This is a genomic window from Chitinivibrionales bacterium, assembly GCA_035516255.1.
Lineage (GTDB): Bacteria > Fibrobacterota > Chitinivibrionia > Chitinivibrionales > FEN-1185 > FEN-1185.
Genome location: DATJAL010000014.1, coordinates 83,947 through 102,559 on the forward strand (window position 1 = coordinate 83,947; position 18,613 = coordinate 102,559).

Genomic DNA, 18,613 nt, shown 5'->3' on the forward strand with positions numbered 1-18,613 from the left:
GCCCTGTGTCTCTATGCCTCTGTGGCTATTTTATTTTTTATCTTAATCAGGTTTTACGACTTTTGACCGCCGGATGGCGCAGAACTCGCCGCAGATGCTGCAGTGCGACGGATCGCCCTGCGGCGGCAGCGAGGCGCGGTAGCGGGCCGCCTTTTCCGGGTCAACGCAGAGCGAGATGAGCTTGTCCCAGTCCAGGTTTATTTTCGCGCGCGATATTTCCGCGTCCCATTCCTTTGCGCCGGGAAGGCCGCGGGCGATGTCGGCGGCGTGTCCCGCAATGCGGGAGGCGATCACGCCCTCGCGCACGTCGTCGACCGACGGCAGGCGCAGGTGCTCTGCCGGCGTCACATAGCACAGAAAATCGGCGCCCGCCATGGCGGCGAGCGCGCCGCCGATGGCCGCCGAGATGTGGTCGTAGCCGGGCGACACGTCGGTGACCAGCGGGCCCAGAACGTAAAAGGGCGCATTGTCGCACAGCGTCTTTTCGATCTGCATGTTTGAAATGACCTGGTCGAGCGGTACATGGCCCGGGCCCTCAACGAACACGCCCACGTTTTTTTCGCGCGCCTTCTTCACGAGCTCCCCCAGGATCACGAGCTCCTGCACCTGCACGCGGTCGGTGGCGTCGGCGATCGCGCCGGGACGGAACGCGTCGCCCAGGCTGATGCACACGTCGTGCTTTGCGCATATGTCAAGGAGCCTGCCGTAGCCGGCGTAGAGCGGGTTTTCCTTTTTATTGTGGTGGATCCATTCCATCATGATGGTGCCGCCGCGCGACACCGCGCCGGCCGTCCTGCCCGCGTGCCTGAAACGCTCCACCGACTCCAGGGTGACGCCGCAGTGCAGCGTGAGAAAGTCGACGCCCTGCTCGCAGTGCCGCTCGATCACCTCGAACATTTCGTCCGGCGTGATCTGGAGAATGGATTTTTTCCTGCTCTGCGCGATAACCGCCATTTCGTACAGCGGCACCGTACCCACGGCGACCGGGCATTCCGCGATGATGGTTTTGCGGATCGCGGTAAGGTCGCCGCAGGTGGAAAGGTCCATGATGGCGTCGGCGCCGTAGTTCAGGGCGACACGCATTTTTTCAAGCTCTTCGGCGATGTCCGCTTTTGACGACGAGGTGCCGATGTTCGCGTTCACCTTGATGCGTGTGCCTTTGCCGATGGCAAGCGGCTCGATGCTGCGCTTCGCATTGCGCACGATCACGATGGTGCCGTCGCAACACGCCTTCCGAACCTGTTCGGCAGGCAGGTTTTCTTTTACGGCTGCCTTTTCGGCATCGGCCGTGACAATGCCTTTTTTCGCTTGGGAAACCCGTGTCATGAGGATCGTCTTTCTGCGCAAAGAATGTATCAAAAATAGATCAGGCGGGAAGCATGGTATTCAGTTCTTTTTCTATGGCAACCGGACCTTGGTAATGATAAAATGAGTAAAAAGATAAAATAAATGAGCCTCTTTTCCGAATTATAAAATTGTTTTTCGGATGCCTCGGGAACTATATTTGGTAAACTAATTTTTTCAAAAGAGGACTGTACCGTGGCAAAAAAAACCAAGTCAAAGAAGGTTGCAAAGCCGGTTAAAAAGGCGAAAAAGGCCAAACCGGCGTCCCGCGAAATCAAACCCGTGCGGAGGCTCACCAGGCAGGAGCTCCAGTATTTTAAGGACCGGCTCCTCAAGGAAAAGAAAAAGGTGCTTGAGGAAATGGACGAGATCCAGAACGAGAGCCTCAAGACCTCCATCGCAGACCAGTCGGGCGAAAATTCACGGTACTCCTACCATCTCGGCGACACCGCGTCCCTCGCCTACGGCAGGGAGTTCTCCATGGGGCTTGCCGAGCGCCAGCAGAAATACATGGAACAGATAGACGAGGCGCTCCAGCGCATCGATGACGGCACCTACGGCACCTGCCTGGTGACCGGTGAGGCAATTCCCATCGAGCGGCTCGAAGAGGTGCCTGTTGCCAAATATTCGGTCCGCGGCAAGGAAATTTTGGAAAAGCGCAAACAGAAAGGCACAGCATAATCCTAAAAGGATTTCTCCGGATTCTTCGTGCGCCGGTTCCCGCCTTAGTTGTTCACTCCCTCGACCTACCTTCGCGCCTATGGCCACTCGTGTTTTGCCTCCCGCTTTTCGCGTCGGTTTTTGCGAAATCCGGCATTGAAGCCGTAGTTTTTTCTGATTCGAGCCGCACCGTCATCATTGATGAATCGCTCGATCTTAAGCCCGCGCTTGTCCGTGATGCCGTGAAAAGGGCCGCTCCGGGTAAAAAACAGGACGCGGTAAAAAAGCTCCTCGATTCGCTCGGCTTTTTTTCCCGCTCCTGCGATACGGTTTCCAAGGACACCATCCGAATAAATCCCGCTGGCCGCGGCCGCGTTGATTCCATCATAATAAACAGCGCCGCAGGGCTCGCGCCCGATTCCGTGACAAGGCTTCCGCTCCCGCGCCCCTACGACGCCGGGGAAATCCAATCGTTTGCAAAGAAAACGATTTATGCTCTCGGCACCAAGGGGTATCCGTTCGCCTCGCTCGCCATTGCCGTACGGACCAGGCCCGACTCCCAGGCCGTCCGGGCAGGGTGGCGGCGCGAGCTGATCGCCGTCGTCTTTGACGTACGCGAAAACGGCCGCTACGCCTTCGCGGCGCCGCTTATCACCGGTGCCGCGAAGACCGACCGCAAACTCCTGTTGCACGACATCATGTTCAGGGAAGGCCGACCCTTTGACCTGCGCAAGGTGGAGGAGTCGCGCGACCGCCTGCTGTCGCGGCCCTACGTGACGTCGGCCGAGGTGTCGTCGCCCACGGTGCTCCTCACCGCGACGCTCACCTCCGACACGGCCGCACGGGCGGCCGCGCCGCCGCTTGACAAGGTAATAGTCCCGGTTTCGTGCGCCGACCGGAACGGCTTCGGTTTCGACGGCGCGCTCACCTTCCAGGCGGGCGGCGGTTCGGCCGCGAACAGCTTTTACGGCGTTGTCAACCTGTCTCTCCTGAACCTGCTCCGGGGCGGGGAAACCGGGACCCTCACGTACAACGGCCAACAGGACCTGCAGCGCATGGAGCTTGCGGTGTCGAAGCCCTACCTGCTCGATTTCCCGGTGTTCGCGTCGGTCGATTTCGGTCTGGAGATTCAAAAGGGCTCTCAAAAGGACTCCTATGGCTATCTGCACGGCGACGTGGAGGCGCTCACCGAGCTGGCCGCGTACTGGCAGCTCGGCCTGGCCGTGAACGGCCACGAGGTGCAGTATCCACAGGATTCCAGCGGCGCCACGTCGCAGTTCGTGGGCGCCGACGTGATCATCAACCGGCAGACCAACCGCTACCGGGCCGGCGAGTTTGTCAGGGGATTTTCCCTGCGCACCGGCAGCGGGCTCGCGAAAAACAACGGCCGCCAGTTCGACCGCTGGCACGTCGACGCGGCGGGCAACCTGCAGGTGCCCTTTACAAACCGGTGGGCGGCCGCGGGCAGGCTCGTGGCGCAGACAATCATATCGGATCCGGCCGACACGCTTCGCCCCGCAGAACTATACCAGACCGGAGGATACAAATCCCTGCGCGGCTATGCCGACGACGAGTTCAGGTTCAAGACCGTCGGGTACGGGCAGGTGGAATTTCTGTTTTATTTCAATCCTGAGGGTTCGATCTACGCCTTTACCGATGCGGGCCTCGGGTTCGGGCCGCTCGACCAGATGACGCTGCCCTCGGCGACCAGGATGGTGGGATACGGCCTGGGTATTCGCATCCCGTCAAAGGTCGGCACGGCCGCGATCGAGTGGGCGCGCAATTACCAGGACACAAAAAGCCTCGGGAGGATACATGTGTCGGTGATGAATACGATAGCGGCAGGCATGGGGAGATGAATGATGATGCGGACGATAAAAAAAATCCTGGTGTTTTTTCTGATATCCTGTCAAGCAGTTCTGGCCGCCCAATCAATCCAGCCGCCAAAACAAACAACGCCAGCCCAACCGCCGCCACCATCGCCCGACCTTTCCAAGCTCAAATTCCTCCGCGCTCAGGGCCTCCAGGACATCGAAAGAGGCGGCCTCGCCGAGGCGGACAGCCTGCTCACCCTTGTCGATTCGGCGGGCCTGCTCGACGCGACCGACATGGTGAAGTGGATGACGGTGAAGGCGGTGCTGAACAAATACAGGGACGCGGGCGCGTTGTGCTGCAGGGCGGGCCATAAGGAGCCCCGGCTCGGCAATTTCGCCTGCAACACGCTTTACGATATTGTCAAGGACCAGCCGGTGGAGACGAAGCGCGCGGCGCTCGGCGCGTACCGCCAATGCGTTGTTGCGCAAAAGGGCTTCGACACGCTGATGGTCAGGCAGTGGCTTTCGCACGCATATGGCTCGTTTGCCATGTTTACAGAGGAGACAGACGTCGTACGCGAGCTCGACTCGAGGCATTTTCCGTCGGCGGGCGTTTTTCTTGCCATGGCGCGCGACCGGTTCGGGCAGGGGTTCTTTGCCGACGCACTCGAGCCTGCCATGGAGGCGTACCAAAGGATCGAATCCGGCCAGGAGAAATCGCTTGCCGCCACCATCGTGTACCAGTGCTACCAGCGGCTCGGAAAAACCGGCGAGGCGGCCCTGTGGCTCCCCAAAGCGTCGCTCTCGGACGCCCGGTTCAAGGCGCAGGCGGTCGCGTTTCTGCAGGACGCGGGATATCTTGACAAGGCGGACAGCCTCCTGGCGACGCTGCCGGCCGGGCTCGGCCGCGATACGCTCGCGCTGCGGCGCGCCCTGTGCGCGGGTGACGCGGCACGCGCCCGGGAGCTTGCGCAGGCGATAAAAAACCCCGATGCCGCCATGCTGTGGAAGGCGCGCACCGCGGTTTTTTCCGGAAACGGCCAGGACCTTGACGGATGGATAGACACCGTGTCCTTCAGGCCCGGCTCGGAATTCGCCCGCGAAATGCTCGGCTACCGGTACAAGCTCGAAATGCTCAAGGACGCGCCGAATGCCTACAAGGACTTCGGCGCGCTCGAATTTTCGCTCTGGCTCGGCCAGCCGCTCAGGGCGGCCGGGCTTTCGCTTGCCGGATATCCTGCGGCGGCGCGCCAGATGATGGTGTGCGACTTGGTGGCGGCGCTGTGCGAAAAGAAACTGTATGCCGAAGCCCAAAAGGCCGCGGCGCAGGTGCCGCAGGCCGAGGCGGGCGCCGAGCTGCAGTATTACACCGGCGACATTCTCATCAAGCAAGGGTCGGCCGCCGAGGGCGCCAAAATCCTCGAACAGCTGGTGCTTTCGCATCCGGAGGACGTATTTGCGGTCAAGGCGAAGGTGATATTGAAAAGTTTGAAAAAATAAAAAAATGAGTGTCTGGTGGGGGACGGCGCACCCTTGCGGCGGCGGTTGTGAGGTAAGGAGGATAGCTTTGGTTGACTGCTGACCGTTTGCTGTCAGATACCGTCTTGTTGATATTCCCGCCTATGATTGGAAATCGAATAGAGAAATATTCTTTATTGTAAAGAAGCTGTGGCATCGATTGGAGTCTCAGGACTTGCTTTTCGAACCAGAAGGTTCTCGACGCACCAGGCCGGACAGGAGGCCGTCGCTGGAGCGCGGTGCTGCCCGGCCCTCGCCGTCAGGCATAGAGGTGCCATGGCAGTCCGAGGCCGAGGCCGAGACCAGAAGGAGGGCCGGTGCCGACCACCCCGCAAAAATTCTGGCGGGGCGGGAGGCAGGTGCCCGTATCTAAATTTTTATGGAAATTTTTCATCCCTGCATCATCAAGTATATTTATCATCAATAGCATGACTTTATATCGGAAAACTTCATGACCGCCAGCGAAACACCATCCCGGCCGCAAAACCGCTTCGTCATCATCCACGGCCATTTTTACCAGCCGCCGCGGGAAAACCCATGGCTTGACATAGTGGAAAAGCAGGCGTCGGCGGCGCCCGACCACGACTGGAACGAGCGCATCTACGACCAGTGCTACCGGCCCAACGCCTACTCGCGCATCCTTGACAAAAAGGGAAGGATCGTCGATATCCACAGCAACTACCTGCACCTGAGCTACAACTTCGGGCCCACGCTGTTTTTGTGGCTTGAGAAGAACCACCCCAAGGTGGCGCAGCAGGTGATCGCGGCCGACCGGGAGAGCTGCAAAAAATTCAACGGCCACGGCAACGCCATGGCCCAGGTGTACAACCACATTATCATGCCGCTGGCTTCGCGCCGCGACAAGCTCACCCAGATCAGGTGGGCTAAGCAGTTCTTCCGCGCAAGGTTCCACCGCGAGCCCGAGGGTTTCTGGCTCGCCGAGACCGCGATCAACATGGAGACCGTGCAGTGCCTCGTCGAGGAAGGCGTGAGGTTCGTGGTGCTTTCGCCGAACCAGGCCGAGTCGCTGCGGCCTCTTGACGGAAAAGAACAGTTCAGGCCCGCGGCCGGCATCGACACACGCCGCGCCTACCGCGTTTTTTCGCGCACGCCCGAGGGCGGGCGCACGGGCGGCCACCTCGACGTGTTCTTCTTCGACGAGAACCTGTCGCGCGAGGTGAGCTTCGGCGATTTGCTGGTGAACGCCTCAACGCTCGGCGCCCGGATCGGTTCCTGCTTTGACGCGTCCGCCGCGGGGAACCAGGCCGTGGTGATCGCCACCGACGGCGAGACCTTCGGCCACCACAAGCCGTTCGGCGACATGTGCCTCGCGTATTTCTTCAACCGGGTGGCGCCCGAGCTCGGCATCACGCCGGTGAGCTTCGGCTGGTACCTCGAAAAAAACCCGCCTGCCTACGAGGTAAGGCTTAAAAGCGAATTCGGCGAGGGCACGGCATGGAGCTGCATGCACGGCGTGGGCCGGTGGGCGCGCGATTGCGGGTGCAAGGCCGGAGGGCCGCTGTCATGGAACCAGGCATGGCGTGCGCCGTTGCGCCGCGCCTTTGAGGGCCTGCAGAGGGACGTTGACGAGGCATTTGAGTCTTCGATGAAGAAGATCGTTTCGGACCCGTGGAAGCTGCGCGACGCGTACCCGACGCTGGCCGGATGCCGCACGATTAAGGAATTCAAGGCGCAACTGGTCAAGGAAGGAGCGTCCGCGCACCTTTCCGACGGGCAAGCCATGACGCTGCGCCGCATGCTCGAGGCGCAAAAGTACATGCTGTTCGCGTTCACGTCGTGCGGCTGGTTTTTCTCCGATATCTCCGGTATCGAAACCATGCAGAACATCGCCTATGCGGGCAGAGCGCTCGGGCTCGGCATCGAAAAATCGCAGCGCGAGCGGGTGACGGAAGGCTTCCTTAGGCTGCTTTCCGAGGCAAAGAGCAACATCGCGGGCAAGGACGGCGCCACCATTTACCATGATGCCGTCGTGCCGTTTTTGCGCCATCTCGAGATTCTGTGCTTCACCGCGGCCGCCGAAAAAACCGTGGCGCCCGAAAAGGCCAAGGCCATGGAATTCGATTATTTCGGCTACGCCGTGGCGCTTTCCAAATGGGAAAAACCGCATTCGGAAGACCGCCGTGGCTGCGATTTCTACAGCGCAGAAATAAACAACCTCGAAAACGGCGAGCGCGGCCGCTATGCCGTGTGCATCCAGCGGGAGGACGGCAGGCTCAACGGGTGGTGCGTGCCCGGGGATGCCGCCGGCGCGTCCTTCGACGCCGCCGACCCGAAAAGCTACATCGACCATCCTGAATGCGTCACGCTCGACCTGTCGCGGATGTTCGAGGAGTCCAAGGGGTGGCTTGCCGGCCATTTCCTCGCCGCGATGGCGAGGGACACGCGCGAAAAATACGCGTCGTGGATGGAGCGCAACGAACGGAGCCTCGACTCTCTTTCGAGCCTGGGCGTGCCGCTACCGCCGTTTATCGCGGCGCCCATCGCCTACGTGCTCACCGCCCAGTGGAACACCACCATCAACGAGATCGAAATTTACGGACGCGAAGACGAGATATTCAACCGGCTGCTTGATTTGTGGAAAAAAACGAAGAAGTACAGCATCACCATCGATTACACCGAAAGCACGCGGCTCCTGCTCGACCTGCTCGTCTCCGAACTCAAGATTTTCGCCGAGACCCTGAGCCAGGTTTCGGCCGACCGCATGCGCTACCTGCTCAACATCGTGGACCGGTTCGGCATCCCGTTTTCCAAGAACAAGACCGAGGACCTGTTTTTCTCGATCCTCGAGCAGTCGCTGCGGCCCCTGTACGAGGCGTTGAAGAAGAACCCCGACGACGAGAACAGGGAAACCGTGATCAGGCTCATCCAGTTCGCGCGCCGCATGAACTTCAACACCGACTCGTTTCCGGTGGCATGATGGAAAAAACATCCACCATCGAGATGCGGATGACGCCGAGAAACATGAAAATAGAGTTGGAAGTTAAATGTTGAAAGTTGAAAGTAACGAAACAAACAATGGCCGTTCAACTTTCAACTTCCAACCGTAAACCATTTATCTTTTCTGTGCCGTCCGTGTCTCCGTGGTGATTTTCATTATAAATAATGGCATTTGAAAAAATATTTGAAATACCAAAATGCCGGAGATATTTTTATGGTGAAACGGGCAGGCAGACAGCACCCACACCCGAGAAACCGCTGTAGCGGAGCGCATGCCGATGCATGAAGAGTACGTGATTTTCTGGACCGCCGTTATCTTTCTTGTCCTTTTGGGGCTCTCCATCGTCCATTCCGTCCTCATCATCAAGATACGCAGGCAGGAGGACCGCCGCCGCCAGCTCGAGGCCGAACTGCTTGAGAAACGCGCCCATGCGCTTGCACAGGGAAAGCAGATCGCGCGCGAACTCGAAGAGGTCATTTACAAGATAAAAGTCCAGCAGGAAATCGACGACATCCTCAACAGGAAAAGTTCCTCGTAACACCCCGCTTCCGCATTTTAATACGCATTCCTGCATCGTAATAATTCCTGATTTTATTCCCTATTCACTTTAATATTCCGGCCGGGCATTCCGTAGTACCGTCATGAAGCGGGCCGGCGCATCGTCGGAGAGAAGGATGATTTTAAATGAATTATTTTGTAAAAAAAATATTGACACGGCTTTTAGAATCCATTATAATTCTCTTGCAATTTGGTGCAGAGGAAGACAGCATCATGGGAGGGGAGGTGATATCGAATGGTTTTGGAAGAACAATTTGACGCGGATGAAATACTGCGCGACATCGACGATATCGACGATGATGCTGACGCCACCGACGACATGAGGGAATTGAATTTCGGCACGCTCCACGACGAAAACGCCAATTTCAGCGATATGGCGAGCGATCTCGATAACACCGACGATTTATGGGAGTGACCATAAGCCCTGCGCCATGCCTCCGGCGCCGTGCGGCTCATGTCGATGACCGGCACAGAGCACCGGAAGGTGGCGGCCTGCAGCCCGTTTCTGCCCTTTCAAATACGCCCACGGATCTTTTTCCCATTCCGTAGATAGCAATGAACGGCCGCATGAAATCAGCCTGCTATTTCGTTTCCGACGCCCACCTGGGCATCTCCCTTTCGGGCCATGACGGCCGGCAGGCGCACCTCCTTTCTTTTTTTGACTCCTTCCTTGCCGACGCGGACGCCCTGTACATCGTGGGCGACCTCTTCGACTTCTGGATCGAGTACCGATGTGCCGTACGGCCCGACTATTTCCCGGTGGTGTGCAAGCTTTTCTCGCTTGTCAAATCCGGCGTCCGGGTGCATTACCTGGCCGGCAACCACGATTTCGCGCTCGGCCCGTTCCTCACCGACGTGGTGGGGGTGGCGATCCACCACGACCATTTCGAGACCCAGATACAGGGGAAAAAAGTGCACCTGTACCACGGCGACGGCATCGTGAAAGCCGACAAGGGCTACCGCGTGCTCAAAAAAATCCTGCGCAATCCCTTCAACCAGCGGCTGTACAAGCTCCTGCACCCCGACATCGGCGTGCCGCTTGCCTCTTTTTTTTCGGGAAGCAGCAGAAAGATTCTCGCGGACTGGATCACCGAAGAAAAGCGCGAGGAGTACCGCCAGAACGCCCGGCGCCTGCTCGAAACCAGCGACATCGTCATTTTCGGCCATACCCACAAGCCGGAGATAAAAAAATTCGGCGACAAGGTGTATGTGAACACCGGCGAGTGGATCCGGCGATATACCTATGCGAAGATGGAAAACGGAGAGATAAAATTGTTTGAGTGGTTTCCCGAGAAACGGGCAGTGGAAATAAAAGAATAGGGCAAATTCTGCTGATTAAAGCTTCACGTTGACTGATTAAGACTTTTACACAATCGTTTGAGCTCATCCTCCGCCCCTTCTCCGAACCGGAGAAGGGGAGTTGAATGGAATTTTGGAAAGCCCCTCTCCGATTCGGAGAGGGGGTGGGGTGAGGTCAAAACATTATTATGGCATTGTAATAAATTGCAGATCATACCCGTCCTTCATCGCATAGCCGTTCAGGTCTTTTGCCCCCGGGTTGAGGTGCAACGTGTAAAGCATGTTGTGCTGCAGCTCGGCCGCGGGCACAAAAAGCATCTGGGTAAGCGTGAAAGTGGTGTCAAGGCAATCAACGCAGGTGGGGTAGCAGGATGAATATTTTGCGCATGCCCAGTTGTTGTTGAGGACGCATTGCACCGTGTCGCCGCTGCGGGAAACCAGGGACGAAACCCCGGCAAATGATGTCCGGTCCACGTAGGTGTTGAACGTGAGCACAATGCTGGTGTTGGTGTATACCCCGAGCGCTCCCCGCTGCGGCGTGCTGCCCGTGACGATGATGGGACTGGTCTGGAAGCTCAGCGTTTCGGCCTTGCCGATCGCCGTGTTGTCAAGGTCAAGCGCGGCCGAGTCGAGGGTGATGACGTACTTGGTGTCCGGAAAGAAGACGCCGCCGGTGTAGATGGTCAAGGTGTTGTAGTCGGTCCACATGAACACCGGGTCGGGCAGCACGTTGAGGTGCAGGTGCGCTTCTGTTGAGGCCTGGTCCATGCGGCGCGGGAAGATCATCTGAATCCCGTTCGGCGCGAGAAGGTCAACCCAGTCGTCGCCGCTGTGCGGGAGCATTTCTATGTCATTGTAGGAAACGGTGGATTGAACGGTGTGGAACTTGAATTCCAGCGCCGTATCAAGGGGAGTGCCTGCGGTATCAACCGCGCTGCGCGAAATCTTTATCGTATAAGTCGTGTCGGTAAAGCATCCGGAGCGTGGGAAATAAAACGTGAACGACTTTGCCACCGAATAGGTTGTTATCGTCGCCGAAGGCAGAGAAGGAGTGGCGACCACATCGTAGGCAACCGTGGGAGCCATGTCACTGGCGGTCGTCAATGTGTCCACGTAGGCGCTGCCGTTCCATACGACGCTGGATGGCTGGTAGTTGAACGTTCTGGAGTTCTGGTACCATTCGAAATACCCTCCCGAAAGCGGCGGATCAATGGTCAGCGCCTTTTCGACCGACTCGCGGTTCATGGGACGGTCGAAGCTCACCGAAACGAACAGCCGCGCGCTGCCCTGGCTGTATTCATCGGGCGGAAGATAGATCAGCTCCGCGTTGTTCTGGGGATAATAATCGTTGACCGAGGGAATGCTGTCGTTGAACGACTGGACGCGCTTGACAAGCACAAGATAGCCGATGTCGTAGGACTTGCCCGGGTCGATCACCAGGGTCGCGAGTACCGTGTCGTAGCCGTCGGCCGCGATTCTCAGGCGGTACGTTCCTTCGGGGATGTTTGCAAGGGAGAAATACCCGTCCGCCGGATTGATGGCCACGCTGTCCACCGGCCTGCCCTGCTCGAGATACACCATGGCCTTGCTCTGGACCTGCACCACCTTGCCGGCAATGGACCCCGAGGTCTGCGCTTGACTGGTGGGAAGAATGTTCTGGATCGTGCAGCACAAGGGAACAACCGCCAGTACGGCCAGCAACTTGCCGAGAGAGAAGAGCTTCATAGATACTCCTTTGTTAATGGTGTGGGAAGATATGTTATCGGATTTAACTGTTTGAAAAGGATGGTCGCCGGGAAGAAAAGAAAAGTTTAATAATTAAAAAAGGGGAGGGGGAAAGTGTATTCTGTTGTATTCAGGAAGAGCATTAGGCAAAGGTATAGTTTTGAATTTAATTGATTACCTTACATTTCTTTAAATCAACCATGATGCCTGGATTAATGCCGATTTTTAATTTTAGCAATATTGAACATTCAAATTCAGAAGATTTGAAAGTAACTTTCTGCGTTCCGGGGTAGAAAAAACATTTCATTATATTTGATTTCCCGACAAATTTATTGCCAATAAATATTTCACATATGGGAGGGTCTGTCGAGATAAATATTTCTGCTTTTCTCTTTTCGTTTTCAATTTTGGTAAATTCCTTGTTTACTCTATCTTCACTTGTTTTTAAGTCAGCTAATAATTTTTCGCTTGGAGCTTCTATGTTTGTGGCACTGTCTTTAGTAAAGATAACATTTCCGATACCTTCTTCTTCGTAATAGTTTTTAAAGTCAGAATAGACAAGCTTTAATTTGTCCTGGTAAATAATGTATCGTTCCGAAATTGAAGGGTACTTTGATCCGTTTTCCCCTAATTTGTTGCTGCTTAAGAACAGCGTGTCGCCAAGAATTTTATATTGACCATTAATTTCGTCATTGATTTCACAATTTTTTTCCGTGTAATTTATTGAATCGATGAATTTAATGGAATTTACGCAAGGGCCTTCCCACGAGCACACCCAGTAGTTGTTTGACATTAAGAGATTGTGCCAATTGGGAATTGCATTTGCACAAATACCATGGAATAAAATCATCAAAAGGATTATTTGAAGTGGAGGGCGATATAATCGCATTTTCTTTGGCGGGTCTAAGGGCCGGCCAGGCCCTTCCATATCTTGAATATTCTTGATTTGCAAGAAAAGAAACCACAACAAGAAAATTATTCTTTAAAACCTTTCAAAAGCTCTTCATACGTCTCCTCCAGCCCCTGCGAAATCACCTTCGTGTCTGCCACCACCGGCATGAAATTCGTGTCCCCGTTCCATCGTGGCACGATGTGCACATGTAAATGCGTGTCGATGCCCGCGCCTGCCGCGCGCCCCAGGTTGATGCCGATGTTGAAACCGTCCGGGTTGAAGGTATTGGAAAGAACCCTGCGGCACAGTGCAATAAGCTTCCACACCTCAAGCGCGCTCGCGTCGTCGAGGTCGTCCATGCTGCTGGTGTGTTTGTAGGGCACCACCATGAGGTGGCCGTTGTTGTAGGGGAAGGCGTTGCAGATTACGTAGGCGTTTTTGCCCCGGTAAAGGATCAGGTTCTCCTTGTCGGTTTTCTGTTTGGCCTTTTCGCAGAAGATGCAGCCGCTCTCCGGCTTGTCAATGGCTTCCTTGATATATTTCATGCGCCACGGCGCCCAGAGCTTTTCCATAATACGCTTTACCTGTAAGAAGTTGACGAGTAAACGGGTTGACGCGTTAACGCGGTTCAATCATTCGCCGTTCAACGCGTTTACTCGTCTACCCGTCAACGCGTCTACTTTTTAAAATGCCAGCGCCACCCCGCCGTTGAGGAGAACCCCCATGCCGCCGAGCTTGACGTATTTGTCAAGTTCGCCGAACGGGATCATGAATTTGCCGTCAACGTACACGCCGATCGGGATGATGGGGATTTTCACCATGACGCCGAGGTCGATGTGCGCGCCGTAGGAGGGCTGGGTGAGCCCGGCGATGATTTTCTGCACAACGGCTTTCATGATTGCGTCATTATTAAGGAGGCCGGTCCCCAGATTCGTACTGCCGGCGGATAAATCAAACTGGCCCTGCGCGCTTTCGTTGATGACGCTCTGAACAAGATTGCTGGAAAGCACGGGCGTGGCGAAATTCACGGTCAGTCCTGCGCCGCCGTACAGCCGCAGCGTTTTCAGGGGTTTCGGGAACTGGATGATGTATTTGCGAATCGTGGCATCTAATTGCAATTTTGCATAAGGAGTGTTGGCGAGTCCAAAGTAGCCGAGGCCGAAATTGTTGAGCGTGAGCTTTGTCGAGTCATAGGTAAAATTATTTGGGTCTGCCAGGTTTGCGGCGCCCAAATTTATAATGCCGTTAGGGTATTTTATTTGGCCGATGTAGTCCCAAATGCCGAAATCGGCTGACACTTCAACCGCGTCAATGATCGGGATGACATCGATATAGATCTTGCCGCCAAAAGCGAAATCCGATTTGAAATTGGACCGCGTGACATAGGCCGGGATGTCCTGTCCAATAAGGATCGTGTTCCCCGCATTAGGTCCGAGGTTCAGTTTTAAGCTGTCAAAAGAGACGTGTTCGCCGAGCCCCTGCGTGTTCTTCATGCTCAAGGTGAAATCGGCGCCGTAATGCACTCCTATTCCCACCAGCGCAAAAGCCGGAGCGGTCAGCATCACAACGGGAACGGCCGCGCACAGGCAGATTTTCTTGAAGCGAGTCATCGGAATACCCCCTTGGTATGATGGGTGGTGAAAAAATGCGAGTTATATTATATTCAGCAATATATAATCAAATTATCATTAAGGCAAAAGGCCTGTTGCCGCATTATGATTTATTGTACCATTCAACGGTCATGCAAGTAAAGCACCAATCATGGCATTGCCTAGAAATACTTCCTTTCTTGTCCTTATCATTCTGCCGTCCATTTCATTTTCACAGGACTTCGTGCTCATGCCGGAGCGGATCACCACGGTGGAATGCTCGTTTGTCAGGAAAAACACGTACAACGGGTTTTCCAAGGTGGTGCGGGGCCGTTTTTGTTTTGACGCGCGGCAAAAAAAGGCGGTATATGAATACAACGGGCCGTTTTATTTCCGGTTCATCGTCACCGACACGGTGCTCTACGGCATCGACACGAAGCGCAACCGGGGCTACGCGCTGTACCGCGCCCCGGGTCCCGCTGCCTGCGACGATCCGTACTTTTCCGTCCATATTTTCGACTCATACCTGCGCTGCGTCAACGCCGACAGCGCCTCGCGCCTGCTCTTGGGGAGCATCGGGCTGGAATTGTATTTTGAGCGGAACAACATGCCCTACAGCGACGTGTTCGAGCAGGACCGCGACTACGGCGCGCTCACCTGCATCGAGAGCTTCAACGAGCGGGGCGAGCTGGTGGAGCAGGCGAAGATGCGGTACAACGCGAAAAAGCAATTGTATGATTTTCCCATACGGATCATGAAGCGGCAGAGATGCAACGGCATGATCACCGCGGACACGGTCCTGATTTCGGGCGCGACCGTGAACAGGGCCGTACCGCCCGGCGCGTTCGCGCTGCCGGCCGGGTGCCGGCTGAATGAGGTCAGGGACGCGTCGCGCGGGTTTTTCCCGGCCGACTCGGGACGGCAGTAACAAAAGCAGCAGGAAGCAGTGCCATGGAACAGCGCGATATCATCGATGTAAAAGTGCTTGTCACGCCGGAATCGCTGATCACCATCCTCGGCGTCGTGTACGTGCACAAGAAAACCAGCGACGGCGGCGACATGTATTTCACGCGCCACGGCCTGCCGCGCGCCGCGCTGCTCGCCGTGGAGAACTGGTACGAAAAGGAATGGTTCGAGAAGCACCGCGAGCACCTGCTCGGGACCGGCGCGGTGTACCGGGTGCCCACCAAACCGGTTGACGGCGCGAGCATGGAGCTCGTGGTGAAGAACTGCCGCGTGGGCGAGGACGTGCCGCTCGACACGCACACGCTCATCGAGTTCATCAACGCCGAATTCAACAGCCCGTGGGAGGAATTCTCGCTTGTCATGGAGCTCGCCGAGGGCAAGTACGGCCCCGCCGACGTGGCGATCCGCACCCAGGAGCCGCTCGCCATCTACGTGCCGCCCGAGAAGATGCAGCTGTGGCAGAGCGGGCGGTCGCGCTCGAAGATCAACAAGATCAAGGCGCGGCACCCGGGCGTTGACCTCGACATCCTGCGGCAGTACAAGCTCGTATACGGCTGGATCAAGGGGAAGAGCGTGGTCGAGCTGTTCGCGGAGATCGGGCTTTCGGGCGAGGCGCAGGCGTCGGCGCTCGAGCCCATCACCAAAAAGGTGATGGCGGACCTTGACAAAAAAGGATACGTGGTCGCCGACATGAAGCCGGCGCACATCATCGTGGGCGAGGAGTACACGGCCATCATCGCGGACATGGGAAAGGCCGGCGGAGCAGCGGCCCAGACCAAGCAGAAGGAGTTCATGCACGGGCTCATCGAGGCCGGCCGCTATTCGGTGGTGGACTACGAGCTCCTCATGCGCACGCAGGCGCACGAGGAGCAGGTGAAGTACGCCCGCCGCCATTCGTACCTCGACGACCAGCGGGACCGGTTCACGCCCACGCCCATGCCCGCGTATCTGCAGGCGCAGGAGGTACTGGGCGTACCGTACATCCACGGCCATGTCGAGAGCACGGGCGGCCAGCTGTGGGTGGTGGGCCGCAACGCACGGTTGTTCGATTATTTCCTGCCCGAGCGCTGGCGCCGCACGGCGAGCTGGCGGCTTTCGGAGGACAACGAGGTGTACTACACCGTGACAAAGGACAATGTCCACATCGTGTGGAAAACGTCACGCGTGGGCGAGACGCCGGCGGCCGGCAGGGACGAAGAGCGCAACCGCAAGGCATTGGAATACGGGTACAACAGTCCGTTTGAGGAGTTCGCCATTGCGCAGGAACTTGGCGCCAGCGGCGTTGCGTGCGTGTATGTGCGCGCGATTTACATGACAGGAATCGAAAAAGTGGAGCAGTCCATGGACCCGCGGCGCTACGAATCGCACCGGGGCATCCTGGGGCCCGACAAAAACCCCATCCTCATGGAGAACCGCAATTATATCACCATTCGCGGGTATTACAACGGTCCCGACTCATGGGTGGCACAGCAGAAGGGCAAGCTTTTCCGGCCCATCGACTGCGTGAGCGCCGCGGCCAAGAACATGCTGTCGCCCACGGAATACCTCGCCACCATCGCCTCGGTGCAGCACAGACTGCTGGAGGTCGGCTACGACGGGTCTTTACTTGAGGGAAACGACATCCTGCTCGCCATTGATCAGGACGGTAACATCGTGAAGGACGGGGACGGCGGGGTGGAGGCGAGGATCTGCAATTTTGAGCTGATAAAAAAAATGGAAAAGATATAAATAAAATTGGAGGGGGAGGTCTCCCCCTGGCCCCCGGCTTCCGCCGCATCCCACATGTCAATAAAAAATTCACCCACGTGGTGCGGCGGTGATCCGGGGGCACACCCCCTCTTTGGCGCCGGTTCTTTTGAGATAAGCAAGCCTTAGTGGTGGCTGGCGATATGGTTGCGGCAGCGCGTGCTTTACACGGCGGAAGAAGAAAATGTTATATGGCGATTAAGTCCAATGCCATTCTTCAACAAACACTCGCGGGCGTTTTTGGTTAGACCGGCTAATGCATGAAATCTTTTTATGGTAAGGGGATCCGTTTTAAATGCCAGAACTGCGGTTCCTGCTGCGGCAACAGGGGTGAATATGCCTTTGTGTATGTGATTCTGGAGGAACGCCGGCGCCTTGCCAGTCATTTACAAATACAACTTGACCATTTCACCCGCCGTTATTGCAGGAAAACCGCCGGACGTTATCATTTGAAGGACAGGGGAAACCACTGCGTTTTTCTGGAAAACGGCCGGTGCGGGGTGTACCTCGCGCGTCCGGCGCAATGCCGCTCGTGGCCCTTCTGGCCCGAAAACATGTACGCAAAAATCTGGGAGAACGAGGTGCGTCCGGCATGTCCGGGAGTCGGAAAGGGAAGGCTCCATTCTGCAAAGGAAATTGGGGAATTCCTGTTCAGTTGATCATGATTTGGCAAAATAAAAGTCATTTTCCAGAATTTATCATCTCTACTTTATCCCCCACCTTCAATCTCATTTTTCTCGCCGCATCGCCTCTGTTGACCGATATTTCCACGAACCCGCATGACCCGATAACGGCGAGAGGCTTTCCTTCGTCAACGTCGGAATAACACGCCGCCATCGGCACTTTGCTGCCTTTCACGGAAACATACTTTACCTTGCTGTCAAGTAATGAAGAAGGAATGTTGGTGATTGCATTTCCGAAATGGTCTAAATACAGAATGCATCCGACAATTTTATTTCCAACTTCCCGTGCCAGGGGCATGGTAAGCCGGACAACTCCCTTTATCCGCGGGCCGAGCTTTCCAAATGCAATTCCTTTGCTCAGGTACGCGGCGGCCGGCGCAAAAATGTCGCGCCCGTGGAACGTGGCGCTTACTTTCTTTCTGAAATATTTCGGATTGAGCAGGCTGCGCAGTTCCGGGTTGTAATAGTTGTCGATGGCGGGCGACAACACGCCGTTATCAGGGCCGATAAAGAAATACGGTCCGGCCTTTACGGCAATGGCTTGCCGCGAGCTTCCCACGCCGGGGTCAACAACTGCGACGAAAATCGTTCCATTGGGAAAAAACGCATGGCAGGAAAGCAGGTTGAACGCGGCAGAGGAAATGTCTCCCGCGGTGATATGATGGGTGATATCAACAATAACTGCGGATGGATTGATTGACAGGATAACGCCCTTCATGCTGGCCACGAACCAGTCTTTGGTGCCGAAGTCGGTGAGGAGGGCGACAGGTCTGCTCAAGATTCACCTTTGTTGGAGTCGGATTTTCAAAAGTCAATTTATGCCTTCAGCATACCTTTTTATGCGAGCGGCATAAGTACAA

At 56.2% G+C, this 18,613-nt stretch carries 16 protein-coding genes; 10 read left to right on the plus strand and 6 right to left on the minus strand.

Annotated elements, in window-relative coordinates; translation table 11 throughout:
* Positions 1-42: 42 nt before the first annotated feature.
* Entirely contained in the window at positions 43-1,326 is a 1,284-nt protein-coding gene (gene thiC, locus VLX68_04905) for a phosphomethylpyrimidine synthase ThiC (protein HUI91572.1), read from the minus strand.
* A 213-nt stretch (positions 1,327-1,539) separates the two neighbouring features.
* Between thiC and VLX68_04910 the strand changes: the two genes are divergently transcribed.
* The 7 genes from VLX68_04910 to VLX68_04940 all read left to right on the plus strand — a co-directional run bounded on the left by VLX68_04910 (position 1,540) and on the right by VLX68_04940 (position 10,173).
* Positions 1,540-2,025, plus strand: coding sequence for a TraR/DksA C4-type zinc finger protein (locus VLX68_04910; GenBank protein ID HUI91573.1), 486 nt, complete (start codon positions 1,540-1,542; stop codon positions 2,023-2,025).
* An 89-nt stretch (positions 2,026-2,114) separates the two neighbouring features.
* Positions 2,115-3,863, plus strand: a complete 1,749-nt coding sequence (locus VLX68_04915; GenBank protein HUI91574.1) for a hypothetical protein — start codon at positions 2,115-2,117, stop codon at positions 3,861-3,863.
* On the plus strand, positions 3,864-5,318 hold the full coding sequence (locus tag VLX68_04920) for a hypothetical protein (protein ID HUI91575.1): 1,455 nt from the start codon (positions 3,864-3,866) through the stop codon (positions 5,316-5,318). It begins immediately after the preceding gene.
* Between the two features lie 469 nt (positions 5,319-5,787).
* Positions 5,788-8,274, plus strand: a complete 2,487-nt coding sequence (locus VLX68_04925; GenBank protein HUI91576.1) for a DUF3536 domain-containing protein — start codon at positions 5,788-5,790, stop codon at positions 8,272-8,274.
* 292 nt (positions 8,275-8,566) lie between these two features.
* Positions 8,567-8,833, plus strand: a complete 267-nt coding sequence (locus VLX68_04930) for a hypothetical protein (GenBank protein HUI91577.1) — start codon at positions 8,567-8,569, stop codon at positions 8,831-8,833.
* A gap of 255 nt (positions 8,834-9,088) precedes the next feature.
* Positions 9,089-9,268: a hypothetical protein gene (locus VLX68_04935; protein ID HUI91578.1), complete on the plus strand. Its 180-nt coding sequence runs from the start codon at positions 9,089-9,091 to the stop codon at positions 9,266-9,268.
* 152 nt (positions 9,269-9,420) lie between these two features.
* Entirely contained in the window at positions 9,421-10,173 is a 753-nt protein-coding gene (locus tag VLX68_04940; GenBank protein ID HUI91579.1) for a UDP-2,3-diacylglucosamine diphosphatase, read from the plus strand.
* Between the two features lie 165 nt (positions 10,174-10,338).
* On the opposite strand, the gene VLX68_04945 is transcribed toward VLX68_04940, so the two are convergent.
* From VLX68_04945 to VLX68_04960, 4 genes are all read right to left on the minus strand, one after another.
* A complete protein-coding gene (locus VLX68_04945; GenBank protein HUI91580.1) occupies positions 10,339-11,877 on the minus strand; it encodes an Ig-like domain-containing protein in 1,539 nt (512 codons plus the stop codon).
* Between the two features lie 166 nt (positions 11,878-12,043).
* Positions 12,044-12,847 (minus strand): hypothetical protein, encoded by an 804-nt coding sequence (locus tag VLX68_04950; GenBank protein ID HUI91581.1) that lies wholly within the window; start codon positions 12,845-12,847, stop codon positions 12,044-12,046.
* Between the two features lie 5 nt (positions 12,848-12,852).
* On the minus strand, positions 12,853-13,341 hold the full coding sequence (locus VLX68_04955; GenBank protein HUI91582.1) for an HIT domain-containing protein: 489 nt from the start codon (positions 13,339-13,341) through the stop codon (positions 12,853-12,855).
* Between the two features lie 111 nt (positions 13,342-13,452).
* Positions 13,453-14,379 carry a hypothetical protein gene (locus VLX68_04960; GenBank protein HUI91583.1) on the minus strand — a complete coding sequence of 309 codons (927 nt, stop codon included), beginning with the start codon at positions 14,377-14,379 and terminating at the stop codon, positions 13,453-13,455.
* A 151-nt stretch (positions 14,380-14,530) separates the two neighbouring features.
* Between VLX68_04960 and VLX68_04965 the strand changes: the two genes are divergently transcribed.
* The 3 genes from VLX68_04965 to VLX68_04975 all read left to right on the plus strand — a co-directional run bounded on the left by VLX68_04965 (position 14,531) and on the right by VLX68_04975 (position 17,729).
* Positions 14,531-15,286, plus strand: a complete 756-nt coding sequence (locus tag VLX68_04965) for a hypothetical protein (GenBank protein ID HUI91584.1) — start codon at positions 14,531-14,533, stop codon at positions 15,284-15,286.
* A gap of 23 nt (positions 15,287-15,309) precedes the next feature.
* Entirely contained in the window at positions 15,310-17,052 is a 1,743-nt protein-coding gene (locus VLX68_04970; protein HUI91585.1) for a hypothetical protein, read from the plus strand.
* Between the two features lie 278 nt (positions 17,053-17,330).
* The gene (locus tag VLX68_04975; GenBank protein ID HUI91586.1) at positions 17,331-17,729 is read left to right on the plus strand and encodes a YkgJ family cysteine cluster protein; all 399 of its coding nucleotides are present in this window, start codon (positions 17,331-17,333) and stop codon (positions 17,727-17,729) included.
* Positions 17,730-17,751: 22 nt separating this feature from the next.
* On the opposite strand, the gene VLX68_04980 is transcribed toward VLX68_04975, so the two are convergent.
* Positions 17,752-18,531 (minus strand): SAM-dependent chlorinase/fluorinase, encoded by a 780-nt coding sequence (locus tag VLX68_04980; protein ID HUI91587.1) that lies wholly within the window; start codon positions 18,529-18,531, stop codon positions 17,752-17,754.
* Between the last annotated feature and the right edge of the window lie 82 nt (positions 18,532-18,613).